A 15,972-nucleotide genomic window follows, 5' to 3' on the forward strand; every position below is an offset into this window, starting at 1 on the left:
TATAAAATTACCTATATTATCAATTAATAAAAGGAACAATTCCAAAATGAAATGATTTTACTTTCACCTTTTTTTATTTTAGAATGTGAATGAGATAAAATCTGCCAATCCAATTCTCTGGAAATTGGCTATTGGACATCAAACGTTTGGAGATGAAGATATTGAATACTTTACAGGCATTACTAAACGACAGAATGGAACGCTCTTCACAAATTGAAGCGGTAACTGGCGGAGGTGTGTCTTATACATTTGAAGAATATGCAAAACGCATTGATCAGCTGGCACATTACTTACACCGTAAAGGAATTCGAAAAGGTGACCGGGTGTGCTTTATTTGTCAAAACCATCATCACTTTTCTACGATTATGCTGGCAGCCATTAAAGCAGGTGCAGTCGCCGTACCGCTTAGCTGGCAGCTTACCTCTTTTGAGCTAGAAGGTATCTTGAAAAAAGCAGAGCCAAAGGCTTTATTTTTTGACCGTGAATTCCGTGACATCATTGCGGCAGTGAATGTGTCTTTAGAAGATTGTCTCATGGTGGAATCTGGTGTCAATGCGAAAACAACACAGTTGTTTGAAGACATATTGGCGTCTAATGATGGAAGTGATCTTGCTGAAGAGGTATCAGAAGAAGATTTGGCCATGATTTTATTCACCTCAGGTACAACAGGCAATCCAAAAGGCTGTATGGTCGGACATGGACGAATCTATCAATTTTTAACACGACGTGGGAATCGAGGATTTGATCTGAAAGGAAAACGGTACTTGGCAAGTCATCCGCTGTATCATATGAGTTCTATTAATCACTTGATTGCAGCTGCAATTGAAGGGTATACGTTAGTCTTCTTACATGATGCAACACCGAAACGCATTTTAGAAACGATTGAGAAAGAAAGAATTACGTTTATGATGGCTTTCCCATCAGCTTATACGTACATGCTAGAAGAAATGAAGCGCGGTTCGTACGATCTCTCATCTTTTGAAATTGCGATTTCTGGTGGTACGAAGGTACCGGTACGCTTAATTAAAGATTACAAAGAAGTAGGCATTCAGATGATGCATGGCTATGGAAGTACAGAAGCGTGGGTTGTGAGTGCGTGGCATCCAGCGATGGGCGAGGATAAGATGGGCTCTGCTGGTAAAGTGGATCCGGATGTAGAAGTCAAAATCGTGCATCCTGAGACAGAAGAGGCGCTCCCAGCTGGAGAAATTGGCGAGGTCGTCATGAGAAGCCCATTTTATTTCTTAGGCTACTATCATCAACCTGAAGCGACAGAGAAAGTGCTCAAGGATGGCTGGTTCCATATGGGGGATGCAGGCTATCTGGATGAAGACGGTTTTCTTTACATCACAGGGAGATACAAAGATGTGATTCTATACGGTGGGGATAATATTTATCCTGACCAAGTGGAAGAGGTCATTGATCAAATTCCAGGTGTAATTGAATCTGCTGTCATTGGGGTACCAGATGACTTATATGGTGAAGTACCAAGTGCGTATATCGTAAAAGACGAATCTGTCGATTTCTGCGAAGAAGATGTGGTGAATTACTGCAAGGAACGTTTAGCAGATTACAAAGTGCCATCCATTCATTTCACGCAGGATCTGCCAAAAAATAAACTTGGTAAAATCATGAAGAAAGATTTACGTGAATTGGTTGTGAATGCGTAGGACCTATTCTGCTATAATGAAATTTGAATGATTTTTTTGTTTTTCTAACGTTTTGGAGGGAAAGGGTTTGCGACATATACTTCGTAAGAAACACATTCACGATTTGTTAGAACAGAGCAGACAGCAAAAGGTAAAGAAAACACTGGGCGGGCTCGATCTCACGCTCCTTGGCATAGGGGCTGTGATTGGGACGGGGGTCATGGTGTTAACCGGAATTACAGCAGCTAAGGATGCAGGACCGGCTGTTATTTTCTCCTTTGCGATCGCAGCGATTGTGTGCAGTTTAGCAGCACTTTGTTATGCAGAAATGGCTTCCGCGCTGCCTGTGTTCGGCAGTGCGTACATTTATTCATATACCACAATGGGTGAACTCGTAGGTCATCTCATGGGATGGACGTTATTATCTGTTTATATGCTGACTGCTTCAGCTGTAGCGAGTGGCTGGTCGAGTTATTTTAACAGCCTGCTGGAGGGGTTTGGAATCTCAATTCCACATCAATTTTTAGCTGGTCCAGAACAAGGCGGATATATGAATTTGCCAGCAATTATCATTGCTTTACTCATTGCGTGGATCCTATCTAAAGGAACGAAAGAAAGTAAAAAATTCAATAATATCATGGTGTTTGTGAAACTTGGCATTATTGTTCTTTTCATTGTAGTAGGTGGTTTTTACGTAGAGCCAGCCAATTGGCAGCCGTTCATGCCGTTTGGTACGGAAGGGATTATTGCTGGAGCCGCTGCTGTGTTTTTTGCCTTTTTAGGATTCGATGCCATTTCAGCTTCTGCAGAAGAGGTGAAAAATCCACAGCGGAACCTGCCAATTGGTATCATTGGTTCATTGCTCATTTGTACGATCATTTATATTGTCGTTTGTTTGGTCATGACAGGCATGGTGCACTATACGAAGTTGAATGTGACAGAGGCAATGTCTTATGTATTGCAAAGTGTCCATCAACATAGCGTGGCTGGTATTATTTCTGTCGGTGCTGTGATTGGATTGATGGCTGTGATTTTCGCCAATAATTATGCGGCAACTCGAATTGCTTTTGCGATGGGGCGGGACGGGCTCTTGCCTAAAGTGTTTTCAAAAACAAACAAAAGTGATACACCTGTTGCAAGTATATGGGTGATTGGCGGGATGACAGCTGTTATTTCAGGGTTTATTGATTTGAAGGATCTGTCCAACCTAGCCAATATCGGTGCATTATTAACGTTTGCGATGGTGAGCTTATCCGTACTCATTTTGAGAAAGACACATAAACAGCTGGAAAGGGGATTCCGGGTTCCGTTTGTACCGGTTTTGCCAATTATCTCAATGGGCTGTTGTGTGTTTCTGATGCTCAATTTACCAGGCCGGACATGGCTGTACTTCGGGGTTTGGCTGATGATCGGTGTCGTCATGTACGCAGCGTATTCTAACAAACACAGTGAATTAGCGAAATCTGCTTGAGAAAAAGGTGCAAATCCGTTGACGATTTGTGCCTTTTTTCATACGATTTGGGATAAGCTATATAAGAGATAATGAACGGAACAAGAGGAGGATGAGGGAAATGATCAGCGTTAGTCCTTATATTGTTGTAGAAGACGTCAAAGAATCTCTTCAATATTATCAAGGAATTTTTGGCGGAGATATTCGTATCTTAAATGAACATCAAGACCGTGTATTGCATGCTGAGCTGCACCTTGGAGAATCACTGCTCCACTTTTCAGATACATTTGGCCGCACACCAAAACCGGAGAATCTTCGATTGATCATGCAGTTTGACAATGAGGAAGAGTTAAAGGCTGTATACGAGGCGCTTGAAGCTGACGGAGATGTCCTTGTGGAATTACAGGATACGTTTTTTGGCGCACTTCATGGACAAGTACAAGATCGGAAGAATGGGCTGATATGGGTGCTGAATTATATGAAATAAAGACGTTTTGCGTGAAGACAAACCCTCGTATTCGTTGTCAGTAATCTGAGACCTTCACCCTTGTGAAGGTTTTTTTGTGAGTGTTTTTATTTTCTGAAAAATGGAAAATATGCTATGTTGGAAGAATGATAAGACATGGGGAAAGGGTGGAAAAGGAATGGATCAAGTTGAGTTTCAATATATTCAAACAAACGGCATAAAGCTCCATACAGCAATGGCTGGTCCTGAAGATGGCCCACTGCTGGTTCTGCTGCATGGATTTCCTGAGTTTTGGTATGGTTGGAAAAATCAAATCCTCCCCCTGGCTGAGGCGGGGTATCGTGTCGTTGTTCCTGATCAAAGGGGATACCATCTGAGTGACAAACCAGAAGGAGTCGAATCATACGTCTTAGACAAATTAAGAGATGATATCGTGGGATTAATTAAGGCGCTGAGCCCAAATCAAAAGGCTATTGTCGGCGGACATGATTGGGGCGGAGCGGTTGCTTGGCACCTTGCTTCAACCCGTTCTCAATATGTAGAGAAATTAATCATCGTCAACATGCCGCATCCTCGTGTGATGATGAAGGTCCTTCCGTTTTATCCGCCGCAGTGGAAGAAGAGCTCTTATATCGCGTTCTTTCAGCTTCCAAATGTACCAGAGGCAGCCCTTCAAGAAAATCACTTTCAAAGACTGGATGAAGCCATTGGACTGTCTGCTAGACCTCATTTGTTCACGAAGGAAGATGTCTCAAGCTATAAGCTGGCATGGACGCAGCCGGGAGCCATTACGTCCATGTTGAATTGGTATCGAGCGATTAAAAAAGGCGGCTTTGAAAAACCGATTTCCAAACGAATTCTCGTGCCTGTCCGCATGATCTGGGGAATGGAGGACAAGTTTCTAAGCAGAAAGCTCGCAAAAGAAACGATCAAGATTTGCCCAAATGGACAGCTGATTTTTGTCGATGATGCGACTCATTGGATCAATCATGAAAAACCAGATGTCGTGAACAAGCTCATTCTCGAATTTTTAGCATAAAGGAAAAAGCTCTGATCATATGACCAGAGCTTATTTGTTTTATCCGATTTGATTCTTTTTCAAGGAAACAGGTTCGTCGTCCCAGCATTCAATCTCTTCATTGTTTGGAACGGCATTTTTATAGAAAACAGGATCTTTGCCTTCTTTTTTCTGTCGCATGTAATCCTTCAGTGCTGCAAAGGCGACTTTGGACAACATGGTAATGGCAATGAGGTTGACGATGACCATGAGACCCATGAATAAGTCGGCTAGACCCCAAACGAGAGGAACAGTGGCAACAGCTCCGAAAAGAACCATGCCAATGACAGCAACACGATAGATGTTGAGCCAAATTTTATTCGCTCCCAAGAACTCAATGTTCGTTTCACCATAGTAATAGTTACCAATTAACGTACTAAAAGCGAATAAGAAAATCATGATCGCCAGGAATCCAGAAGCCCAAGGCCCAATGTGCTGGCTTAATGAAGCCTGAGTTAGCTCAATTCCTTCCAGATTGGTTGTTTTATACGCATCAGAGAACAGAACAAGAAAGGCTGTACTTGTACAAATAATTAACGTATCTGTTAACACACCAAATGCTTGGATTAATCCTTGTTTGACTGGGTGGCTCGTGACAGCAGTTGCTGCTGCGTTAGGGGCACTACCCATACCGGCTTCGTTTGAGAAGAGACCGCGTTTAATCCCTTGTAACAATGCTCCACCTAATGTACCGCCGGCAAACTGTTCAAATCCGAAAGCATGCTTCACAATCGTACTGATGACACCTGGTAGTTCAGTGATATTTGTGATAATGACAAAGAAAGCAATCCCGATGTAAGCAACGGCAAGAAAAACGACAATATATTCAGATGCTTTTGCAATCGCTTTGATTCCTTTGAAAATAATGAACGCAAAAATAACAGCCATAACGATTCCGACAGTTAAACGATCTAGGCCAAAAGAGTTTTTAAAAGCGACGGTGATTGTATTTGATTGCACTGCGTTAAAGACAATCCCAAAAGAGATCGTGATCAGGATGGCAAATAAAATCCCCATCCAGCGCTTATTTAACCCTTTTTCCATGTAATAAGCAGGTCCACCGCGGAATCCTGTTTTATCTTTTACTTTATACACCTGAGCTAGTGTACTTTCAACAAAGCTTGAAGCAGAACCGATAATCGCTACGATCCACATCCAGAAGATTGCGCCAGGTCCACCGATCGCAATAGCGATGGCAATCCCTGTGATATTCCCTGTTCCTACACGTGCTGCCATACTGATGGCAAAAGCTTGGAACGGTGAGATTCCCTCTTTTTCTTTTCTTCCTTCTTTTAGAACACGCAGCATTTCTTTCAGCATTCTGACTTGCAGGAAGCGTGATCTATATGTGAAGTAGACCCCTACTCCAAGTAACAGAGCAATGATTAGATAAGTCCAAATAAAATCATTTGTAGTTGTTAAATAAGATAGCAAAGCTTTTTCGTTCATAACATCACCTCTTCGAATTCATCACTGTTCTTTTTAAAAAATACTGAGATCCCACTCTTTGGCGAGTTTCTTCAGCATCATGACACCGGTAATACTATTTCCACAATCGTCAATGGCAGGACCATAAATGCCGATACCGCAGCCTGTCTGAAATGGGAATTCTCTTCTTGCGCTTGGCGGAACGCAAGCCATGATTCCTCCAGACACACCACTTTTGGCTGGAACGCCTACGAAAGCGGCAAAATTACCAGACGCATTGTACATGCCGCATGTCAGCATCAATGCCTTTGTTAGTCTTGCGATATCTTTTGGGATGACTTGGACTTGTTTAAAGGGATGGTAGCCATCACTTGAAATAATCAGTCCAATCAAGGCGATGTCCTCTGTTGTGACCTCAATGGAACATTGCTTTAAATACACTTCTAACGTGTCCTCGACATCTGATTCTAAGTAATTGGTTTCTTTTAAATAATAAGCAAGTGCCCGGTTGCGGTGTGCAGTTGCCCATTCTGATTGATAAACCTCTTCATTAACAGAAGGACGCTTCCCTATTAAGTTTTCGATTAAATCGAAAATATATGCTAGCTTTTCTGTAGAAGTCTTTCCAGGAAGGATGGAGGATACGGTAATAGCTCCAGCATTAATCATTGGATTAAAGGGCTTCCCTGGTTTATGCATCTCAAGGCGGTAGATGGAATTAAATGCATCACCAGTTGGCTCTACATCTACCCGATCCAAGACGTACGGAACGCCTCTTCCTAAACAGGCAGCTATAAAGCTGATGACTTTTGAGATACTTTGCAGGGTAAAGGGAACGTCCCAATCACCATAACGTACAGATGATCCATCTGGGCCTATCACGCTGATACCAAGTTGAGAGGAATTTACTTTTCCGAGTGCTGGAATGTAGCCAGCGTTCTGCCCGTTTTTGTAATACGGACGTATTTCTTCTGCCCATTGATCAACAGAAGACTGGCATGCGTGTTGTGTATTATTAGAAATTGCTGTTTTCATACGATTCCTCCAATCAAAAATCAAAAAGTACCCTATTGAATTGGCGGATGACAAAAAATGCGATCAAATAGGCACGAAAACATGTTACACATCTTCAAAGAACTTGTCATGCGCTGCTTGTACCACTCCTTTACACCTAAATATATGTTCAAATGAAGGCTTTGGCGGCGAAACAACAAAAAGGGTTTTTAGTGAAAATTCAGAAAACGCTTACATATAGTTTCACTAAAATTGTTCATTCAATTTATCTTGGAAACTACACAATCTGACGAAAATCTACAGAAAAACTTACAAATAAAAATCAGTCTGCATGCAATTGTCTAAACAATTCCCATTATTGTAGACAATCTCCAAATCGTAGAATAGCTGAAAGGTCACCATGCCTTCTCGGAGAATAGTCATAAAAAATGATTTTGAAGAGAGAAGTAGCCGTGAAAATAATTTTTTTGCTCATTGTGAAGCAAAGAGTCTCCTTGTATACTGTGGCTATGTAAACAGGGGAAGGGATGTCAGTCATTTGAGTTTAAACCAGCTTGTCAAAAAAGACGCATTTATTTTGATTTTTATGATCGTCATTGTGCCGCTTGCGGGAGAGCTGAAGTTTTATCCTGTGAATGAAACATTTCGTATTAGTTTTGGGGCACCTGCGTTTTTCTTTTGCTTATTACTTTTAAGAAAATCAAGACCATTGCTGCCAGGGTTTTTAACAGGCGTAGCCATTGTCCTATTTCGGGTAGGTTTAGATCTTATTCAGCAAAAAGCTGATCTGGCTCTGTCATTTTATCAGCAGTTTCCGAGCTTCTTTTTTTACTTTACTTATGCTTTTCTTTTCTTTGTTGTCCGTACAGGCCGTTTCAAGCAACGTTCCATTTTTATTGGGCTGATCGGACTGATGATTGAACTGCTTGCTGATTTTGTTGAGCTGTTTGTACAATTTTTAGTGTTTGATACAACCATGACTTTCTCAAAGCTGAGTGATATGATCCTCATTGCATTTGCTCACAGCTTCGTGGTCATCAGCTTTTTTAATATGATGAGGCTGTATGAGGCACAATCAAGAGAGAAACAAATCATGAAGCAAAATGAGCATATGATGATGGTCATTTCAAATTTATATGAGGAAACAGTTCATTTAAAGAAAACGTTAAATCATACAGAGCACATAACGCAAGAATCCTATCGGCTCTATCGTCTGCTGAATGAACATGAGGCAGGAAAGAAAGTGAGTCAGGAGCTGCTGAAGCTTGCAGGGGAAATACATGAAGTTAAAAAGGACAATCAGCGTATATACGCTGGGCTTTCAAAGCTGATTTCAAAGGAAAACATGCAAGATTATATGAGGGCAGAGGATCTTGTTCAAATCGTGATTCGCATTCAAGAGAAATATGCGCTATCTCTCGGGAAGAACATTTCCTTTACATCTGATATAAAAGGCATTCACTTGCATGAGTATCATGTGTTCATTTTCTTATCGCTGATTAATAATTTAATGGCAAATGCAGTTGAAGCAATCAAGGATGATGGAGCCATCTCACTCGTATTAAAAGGGAGTCATGATAAAATAGAGATTCGGGTTGAGGATGATGGACCGGGTATTCCTGAGAAATTGAGAGAGATTGTATTTGATCCGGGATATACCTCAAAATTTGATGCATATGGAACACCGTCAACTGGGATTGGCTTATCCTATGTGAGAGAGCTGGTTCAAGAGCTGGACGGTCAAATCCAGATTGAGCAGAAAGAAACGAAAGGAACAGCTTTTCAGCTTGTCCTTCCGATAAAAAATTTAATACAGAGAGGGTGAGTGTATGCGATTTTTCATTGCAGATGATGATCGTGCAATACGCTCGATTTTAGGTCAGATCATTGAGGATGAGGATCTAGGAGAGGTCGTGGATGAAGCTGATGACGGCATTGGATTAGAAGCGAATTCATTGAACTTGAAAAAAGTAGACATCCTTCTGATTGATCTTTTAATGCCAGCTAGAGACGGCATTCAAACCATACGTCATATTCACCCTGAATTCAAAGGAAAGGTCATCATGATATCTCAAGTAGAAGCAAAAGAGATGATGGCAGAAGCCTATGAACTTGGAATTGAATATTATATTCATAAACCCGTCAATCGAATTGAGATTGTCAGTGTCATTCGAAAGGTCATGGAGCGGATCAAGCTCGAAAAATCAATTTACGATATTCAAGCTTCTCTTCGGCATGTGCTGCCATTAGAGCCAGTGATTTCTCATGAGATAGGTACTGGATCAAAGCGAAGAACGATGAAAGAGGCAGGGGAATTCCTCCTATCTGAATTAGGAATTGTCGGAGAGAGTGGCTCTAAGGATTTACTAGAGATATTGATCTACTTACATGAAACGCAGACAGCCAATTCTCATGAGGTGAATTTTCCGCCATTAAAGCAGCTATTTATCAAAACGGCGGAACGAAAGCTTGGTCGTGGTGCGGCGGATGTGGAAGTGATGCGGGAAGTGAAAGCAGCAGAGCAGCGAATTAGACGAGCCATCCATCATTCCTTAAATCATTTCGCATCACTTGGGCTCACAGATTTTTCAAATCCTAAATTTGAGCACTATGCGTCGAAGTTTTTTGATTTCACTGATGTCAGCCAAAGAATGAAAGAAATGCAGAAGACTTCTTCGCCCGCAGGGTCAACAGGCAGAGTCAATACGAAAAAGTTCGTGCAAATCTTTTATTTTGAAGCAAAGCAGCTATTCGAAGGGATGAGCTGAGGGAAATCTATTGGAATGATTGGAGAAAATAAACAGAGACAGAGTGCTTTTGACTATGAGCCGCCTTGCTCTTTTAGACGTCTTTGTTATTTATCTGATCATTCTGATTTTTCTTTTTTCTTGAAAATAAAACTCTCCTGTGCAATCGTTTGTTAAAATAGTGAGGTTAGACTAGAATGTCGGAGGTTTTATTTTGGGAAAAATTAAACGAAATGCGCTCTGCCCATGCGGAAGCGGAAAAAAATATAAACATTGCTGTGGTCAAAAGTCAGGCGGAGAACAAACGTCTGAGCTTGTGTTTAAGGAAGCTGTACAAGTTCAAAAGGATTTAATGAATTATGCGTTCTCTAAGCATCAGAGAGCGATCAATCAATTCATTAATGAGTTTTCTTTCCTAGCAGATATGGATAAAGAAACGCAACAAATCTCAGTCTTTCATTTGAGTGTATGGGGCATTTTCTTCCGCCCATTAACAGATAAGAAAGAGACTATCTTCCAAGAATTCCTGACAAAAAAAGCAGAAGATATTACCCGTCCTAAAACAAGACAAGTGGTTGAATCTTGGACAGACATGGAGCCATCTTTGCTTTTATTAAATGAAAAAACGGACGAGTCTCTTTACTTTGAGAATATGGTGACAGCTGAGAAGGTTGAAGTTGATGTGAAGCCGGATCAAACCGTGCTGCCAGAGAAAGGTAGTCTTGTTCTAGGTTTCCCTGTTCAGTTTGAAGAAAAAGCAGAGTTTTTCATTCAATATACGATGTTCGCGAAAGAGTTTACTGATACGCTTCTTCTTCAGGTTCGCCAGCTCGTTGAAGCACATGAGGCAAACGGAGGAGCACGTAGCACATTTATGAGAGAAGCCTTCCCTGAAGTGCTGAAGTGTATGTTTGCGAAGCAAGAAGTTGAAGAAATAGAAGCGCCTGCTCAAACAGAAGGAAGTACAGTAGGACTATCAGCAGATCGGATGGACTGGGCTAGTGACGTTCAGCTGGAAACAGCCAAGCTGATTGAAGACGGGATGAAAGAGCACGGTGACCAAAGCCTGACAGATGGCGCTTTAACGGTTTGGAAAGCTTACTGTGATCAGAAAGCACCTGTGATCCGTAAAGCGGCGTCATTTGCTGCTGGAATCGAATATTATATTCATTCACTTGCAAGCGATGCCCCGCTTTCTCAAGCACAAGTTGCTAAAAAGTATGGCATTAGTGCGTCCACTGTATCGAGCCGATTTAAAGACATAGAAAAAGCGGTGAAAGAAGAGCAAGAGACGACTGTATCATAGCATGAAAAAAGACGCGGCACCTTTCAAGGAGCCAGCGTCTTTTTTTCATCATCTTGTTTTAATAAAACCACTCATGTATTGCTCTGTATTATAATCATTGAGGTCAATTTTCCACTGACCATCTCCGTTACGTTTCATTTTCACTTCATACTCAGCAGGGCTTGAGACTGGAGGAAGCTTTTCAAACTCAGATGCGTACATATTCAAGCTTTTCTTATACAATTCTTCTTTCGAACGGATTTTGCCGTTGTAAAACTCATCTCTTTGTTTGTCTAGTTTGTCTTTTAAGTTAGAAGCATCAATACCGGTTACTTGAGCGACAACCTTCGCTTCGTCATCTGAGATGGTTTTCACACTTGTTTCCACTTTCGCTTTATCCTTCATTGTATTTTGCATGCGTTTGTACATGGATAAAATATCGCGGTCACTGACTTCGTTTCCATATATGCCTGCACTTCTCTTGAAGTCTTTTACAAACATTTCGTGATATTTATTAACGACATCTGATTGATTGTCACCTGTTAATTCTGAGAATTGATCATTCTTTTTGTCAAAAACAATGAGATCTGTATAAGCAGATAGTGCTTTTGCTGGGTTATCTAGCTTTTTCGCTGAATCCAGTATCTTTTCGCCATCTAGTTCCATTTCGATCGAATCGCTGTTTTTCTTGATGCTATCTTGGTACACGAACTGATATTTTTTGCCTTTATCTACTAGGAAATAAAGAGCTCCTGATAGTGATTTCCCTTTGTTCAATGACCCAAGATCAAGGCGGTCTTTACTGCCGTAGAATTTTAAATCAGAGACTTTGGCATCGTCCTGATAAAGGGTGAAATCAGAGTTATATAGTGAAAGGGCTTTGTCACCTTTGTTGGTGATCGTCAGGTTAACTTTTAACACCAATTCATTGTCTCGCAAGGTAGTGGTTGAGTCTTCTGGTAACGTATATTCGTAGCTATTCACTTTTACCTCTGCTGTTTTTGTTGATTTTTGGTCAGCCTTTGTTGATTTTGCTGAGCTCTGGCAGGCTGCAGAGATGATCATCACGAATGAAATCATGAGGAGTGCACTTATTTTTTTAAGATTCACAGTTGATGCTCCTTTGCTTTTCTTTCGTCATTTTCTTCCCGCTATCTGACTGAGAAAAAAGAAACAGATAGAATGGTATATTCGGGTGTTAAAGGGGAAAATCTCCTAATGACGATTTGCACTATTCATTCTATCGAATTTCATTCGTGAAGAGGAATAGGTTGTATTCCCTATCTTTGATAGATTTTTACACAAATACCTATAAAAAACGGAATTTAATAAGTAAAATATACTAGTTAATAAGAATTAATTTATCTATTTATCATGGGTTTTAAATGTTTTTTTGTATAAAATTCTTGAAGTGGAGGTATTTTTCATTTCACAAGGCGATGACGAATAGCGAAGACGACAGCTTGTGTCCGATCTTGTGCATTTAATTTCTGCAAAATGCGATGGACATGCGTTTTTACCGTACTTACACTAATAAATAACTGATCAGCAATGTCTTCATTCTTTAAGCCGTAAGCCATTTGCTGCAGAACGTCACGTTCCCGTTCTGTAAAAGATTCTTGAAGAAAATGAGTGTGGTGCCGATCATTTGCCTGTTGAAGGGCCTGGGCCATCATATGCTCGGAGGCTGCCGTTTTAAACACAGATTCGCCAGCAAAAGCCGTTCGAATGGCCTCAATTAATTCCTCCGGCGATGTGTCCTTTAGTAAATAACCGACTGCTCCTGCACGGATTCCGTCAAAGACATATTCTTCTGTATCAAAGGTCGTCAGAATGACAACTTTGATATCAGGCTGCTGACTTAAAATGTGCTCTGTTGCTGTGATACCATCCATTTTAGGCATTTGGACATCCATCAGCAGGACATCTGGTTTGCGGCTAGCGCAAAGGTCTACTGCTTCCTGACCGTCTGCCGCTTCCCATATAACCTCAATATCCTCTTGAGCACTTGCAATATAACGAAATCCTTGGCGAATCAGCGGTTGATCATCAATTATGCCAATTGAAATAGGTTTTTTCATGATAGGGTATCCTCCTTGATTGGGATTTGAACAAGTATAGAGAAGCCATGTGGATCACGAATGGAGGTCTTGAGAGTTCCCCCTGCTGCCTCACAGCGGGCTTTCATACCTGACAGGCCAAACCCGTATGATATGCTGCCGCCGTTTACATATCCATCATCTTCAATGTGCATGATGAGCTCTTTATCATCATTACATAATGTAATACTCATCGTGGTCGCTTGCGCATGCCGAATTGTATTGGTGATCGCTTCTTGCAAAACACGATAGAACAGTTCAGATATAGTGAGCGGCCATTTTTTATATGTGAGCTGATTGGTATAAAAGTGAAGCTCAAGCTCTCCAGTCATTTCTCCTTGTTTCACTAAGCTGCGGAGTCCTGCAAGACCAAGTCCTGCATCATCTGACGCCATATGATGAACAACGGAACGGACCTCTGTGAGACAGTTTTTAGAAATGGAGATCAGTTCATCAAATGTTTGAGCCATCTGTTCAGGTTTTTCTTGTTTTAAGCGGTAGGGCAGAGATTGAAGCTGCACAATCATAGACGTTAATTGGTGGCCGATGCTGTCATGCAAATCCCGTGCAATTCTGCTTCGCTCTTCCAGCACAGCAAATTGCAATGACTGAACCGTCGCTTCTTCCAGTTCGATATGAGCCTGTTTCAATTTCTCATGTGCGTCTGACAATTCACGGTGAACCAGCTGAAGTTCTCCGAAGTGTTCTTCCTTTAATTCTTGTTCCCGCCGTCGCATTCTAGAGATCAAGACAATGGTATACACAAGCAGCTGGAATAATGGAAGGGTGATGACCATGCTCCAAGAAAGGCCATTCACGTAGTAACTTACACCACTGGTGAGAAAGATCAGTCCGAATAAATAGGGATGATGTGCCTCTGAAAAACGAAAAGCAATAAAACCAATCATAAAAAAGGTGAGCCCGATACTGTCTTGCAGATGTCCTGTGACGATCCAAAGGAGATGTGTCAGTATCCACATCAAGAAAAGCATGGAAAATTGCTTTTTAGGTGCCAGCTTGTTTTTTGGAAAAAGACAAAGAAGAAACACCAAATAGGCGAAGGTGCGAAACACCAATTCGCCTATAGAAAGTGGCTCGTACATTTGAATATACATATACGTCAACACAAGACCTAACACTACTTTTCGTCTCATTTGACCTAAAAGCTCGAGTGGCTTCTGAAGATTCATGTGTAAAACTCCTGTCTGTCAGTTAAATGGCTGCAGATGCTTTGAGGGCCATATATTTTTTAAAAAGGATGAACCGCAATCCAATCATGCTTCCGACTGGCAGTAATGTCAGGCCATTTGCGAAGATCATCAGCGAATGACCGCCGTCTTGAACAAATGAGCCAACTGCCATACGTATCAGGATAACCCCAATGAAAAAAAGGGTTCCAGAGAGAGAGCTTGCGGCAGTAATACGCCCTGACTGACGATCAAATGTTACTTTATATAGTGTACCTCTCCATAGCCCGATTGCAAAACCTACAAGTACAAAGACTGCCATTACGAGCAGGCCCGTAGCAGTGATTTGCACATGCTGCATGAATGAATAAGAAAGAACGGCTAATAAAATCATCGGACCTATCAGAAGTTTGATTGGACGAACTTCTTTTTCCTTGCCTGACCTTAAAAGTAGAATGACGATGATGATCACAATTTGAATGGTCATGTGAAGAACCTCTTTTCGTTTAAGTATATCTTCATCATACGAATCTTTTTCTTTCAAAGCGTCCACCTCCAGATTGATTTTCAGAGAGCAGAATACTTGAATGTTGAAAATGATTCATGGGAAAATAAGGATGATTAAGCAGATAAGGGAGATGAGCTTTTGAAAAAAGTAACGCTTGGACGAACTGATTTACAGGTGAATCCGATAGGGCTTGGAACAAATGCAGTAGGTGGCCATAATTTATTCCCGAATCTGAGTGAAGATGCAGGGCGGGAGCTAGTAGAAACTGCTCTTGATCATGGTGTCAATTTCTTAGATTCTGCTTTTATTTATGGGCTGGGCCGTTCAGAAGAATTGATTGGCGAGATCATTGCCAAAAGAGGCGGCAGAAAAGAACTGGTTCTTGCGACAAAAGGGGCTCATAAAGAAGTAAACGGGCAAATCGAACTGGACAATAGCCGTGATTTCTTAAGACAGCAGGTCGAAGACAGCCTGAAGAGGTTGCAAACCGATTATATTGATTTGTACTATATGCATTTCCCAGACGGCCGCACGCCGCTGGATGAAGTGGCCGGTACTTTAAAGGAATTGAAGGATGAGGGGAAAATCCGGGCAATTGGGGCATCAAACCTTGATTTTGAACAGCTTCAAACCTTTAATCGAGATGGATACCTAGACGTGCTTCAATCAGAGTATTCTCTGCTGAAACGTCAGGCCGAGCAAGACCTTCTCCCATACTGCGTGGAGCATGGGATTTCCTTTATCCCTTATTTTCCATTGGCGTCAGGCCTATTGACTGGGAAGTTTACAAAGGATGCGACATTTGATGATATTCGAGCAAAGGACCCGCTTTTCCAAGGTGATGCTTTCCTTCAAAACCTCGAAAAAGTAGACAAACTGAAGGCCATTGCGCAATCAAAACACGCCGAAACAGCCCATGTAGCGCTGGCGTGGCTGTTGGCGCAGGATGGCATTGATGCCATTATTCCTGGTGCAAAACGAGCCGAGCAAGTCTTACAAAACTTGAAAACAAACGATGTTCAATTAACAAAAGAAGAAATCAACGAAATCGATCAGATCTTTTCATAATATAAAAAATAAGG

Annotated in this window: 14 protein-coding genes; 8 read left to right on the forward strand and 6 right to left on the reverse strand. The window is 41.4% G+C overall.

The genetic code is table 11. The annotated features are described in order from the left end of the window. Window positions 1-161 precede the first annotated feature (161 nt). The 4 genes from NSQ52_RS01540 (at window position 162) to NSQ52_RS01555 (ending at window position 4,604) form a co-directional block, all read left to right on the forward strand. A complete protein-coding gene (locus tag NSQ52_RS01540) occupies window positions 162-1,670 on the forward strand; it encodes an AMP-binding protein (RefSeq protein WP_061417791.1) in 1,509 nt (502 codons plus the stop codon). Window positions 1,671-1,737: 67 nt separating this feature from the next. Beyond that, the gene (locus NSQ52_RS01545) at window positions 1,738-3,120 is read left to right on the forward strand and encodes an amino acid permease (protein ID WP_277519301.1); all 1,383 of its coding nucleotides are present in this window, start codon (window positions 1,738-1,740) and stop codon (window positions 3,118-3,120) included. Window positions 3,121-3,220: 100 nt separating this feature from the next. Beyond that, the gene (locus NSQ52_RS01550; RefSeq protein ID WP_008342155.1) at window positions 3,221-3,586 is read left to right on the forward strand and encodes a VOC family protein; all 366 of its coding nucleotides are present in this window, start codon (window positions 3,221-3,223) and stop codon (window positions 3,584-3,586) included. Between the two features lie 157 nt (window positions 3,587-3,743). Beyond that, on the forward strand, window positions 3,744-4,604 hold the full coding sequence (locus NSQ52_RS01555; RefSeq protein ID WP_144679705.1) for an alpha/beta hydrolase: 861 nt from the start codon (window positions 3,744-3,746) through the stop codon (window positions 4,602-4,604). Between the two features lie 39 nt (window positions 4,605-4,643). Here NSQ52_RS01555 and NSQ52_RS01560 read toward each other — a convergent pair whose 3' ends face one another. Both NSQ52_RS01560 and NSQ52_RS01565 read right to left on the reverse strand, forming a co-directional pair. Then, the gene (locus NSQ52_RS01560; RefSeq protein WP_017358609.1) at window positions 4,644-6,071 is read right to left on the reverse strand and encodes an alanine/glycine:cation symporter family protein; all 1,428 of its coding nucleotides are present in this window, start codon (window positions 6,069-6,071) and stop codon (window positions 4,644-4,646) included. 33 nt (window positions 6,072-6,104) lie between these two features. Then, on the reverse strand, window positions 6,105-7,085 hold the full coding sequence (locus NSQ52_RS01565; RefSeq protein WP_008342152.1) for a glutaminase: 981 nt from the start codon (window positions 7,083-7,085) through the stop codon (window positions 6,105-6,107). A gap of 517 nt (window positions 7,086-7,602) precedes the next feature. Here NSQ52_RS01565 and NSQ52_RS01570 point away from each other — a divergent pair. The 3 genes from NSQ52_RS01570 to NSQ52_RS01580 all read left to right on the forward strand — a co-directional run bounded on the left by NSQ52_RS01570 (window position 7,603) and on the right by NSQ52_RS01580 (window position 11,117). Further along, window positions 7,603-8,889: a sensor histidine kinase gene (locus NSQ52_RS01570; RefSeq protein WP_058336310.1), complete on the forward strand. Its 1,287-nt coding sequence runs from the start codon at window positions 7,603-7,605 to the stop codon at window positions 8,887-8,889. Window positions 8,890-8,893: 4 nt separating this feature from the next. After that, window positions 8,894-9,832 (forward strand): response regulator, encoded by a 939-nt coding sequence (locus NSQ52_RS01575; protein WP_058336311.1) that lies wholly within the window; start codon window positions 8,894-8,896, stop codon window positions 9,830-9,832. A 193-nt stretch (window positions 9,833-10,025) separates the two neighbouring features. Next, window positions 10,026-11,117 (forward strand): SEC-C metal-binding domain-containing protein, encoded by a 1,092-nt coding sequence (locus NSQ52_RS01580; protein WP_342467772.1) that lies wholly within the window; start codon window positions 10,026-10,028, stop codon window positions 11,115-11,117. Window positions 11,118-11,165: 48 nt separating this feature from the next. On the opposite strand, the gene NSQ52_RS01585 is transcribed toward NSQ52_RS01580, so the two are convergent. The 4 genes from NSQ52_RS01585 to NSQ52_RS01600 form a co-directional block, all read right to left on the reverse strand. Beyond that, entirely contained in the window at window positions 11,166-12,206 is a 1,041-nt protein-coding gene (locus NSQ52_RS01585) for a DUF4352 domain-containing protein (protein ID WP_035703073.1), read from the reverse strand. Between the two features lie 314 nt (window positions 12,207-12,520). After that, window positions 12,521-13,177 carry a response regulator transcription factor gene (locus NSQ52_RS01590; protein WP_342473843.1) on the reverse strand — a complete coding sequence of 219 codons (657 nt, stop codon included), beginning with the start codon at window positions 13,175-13,177 and terminating at the stop codon, window positions 12,521-12,523. Beyond that, window positions 13,174-14,385: a sensor histidine kinase gene (locus NSQ52_RS01595; RefSeq protein ID WP_035390558.1), complete on the reverse strand. Its 1,212-nt coding sequence runs from the start codon at window positions 14,383-14,385 to the stop codon at window positions 13,174-13,176. The genes NSQ52_RS01590 and NSQ52_RS01595 overlap by 4 nt, the downstream gene beginning before the upstream one ends. A 22-nt stretch (window positions 14,386-14,407) precedes the next feature. Beyond that, on the reverse strand, window positions 14,408-14,935 hold the full coding sequence (locus NSQ52_RS01600) for a DUF1453 domain-containing protein (protein ID WP_308807524.1): 528 nt from the start codon (window positions 14,933-14,935) through the stop codon (window positions 14,408-14,410). A 93-nt stretch (window positions 14,936-15,028) separates the two neighbouring features. Between NSQ52_RS01600 and NSQ52_RS01605 the strand changes: the two genes are divergently transcribed. Further along, window positions 15,029-15,958 (forward strand): aldo/keto reductase, encoded by a 930-nt coding sequence (locus tag NSQ52_RS01605; RefSeq protein WP_008342143.1) that lies wholly within the window; start codon window positions 15,029-15,031, stop codon window positions 15,956-15,958. Window positions 15,959-15,972 lie beyond the last annotated feature (14 nt).

The organism is Bacillus sp. FSL W8-1141, from assembly GCF_038593205.1.
GTDB lineage: Bacteria > Bacillota > Bacilli > Bacillales > Bacillaceae > Bacillus > Bacillus altitudinis.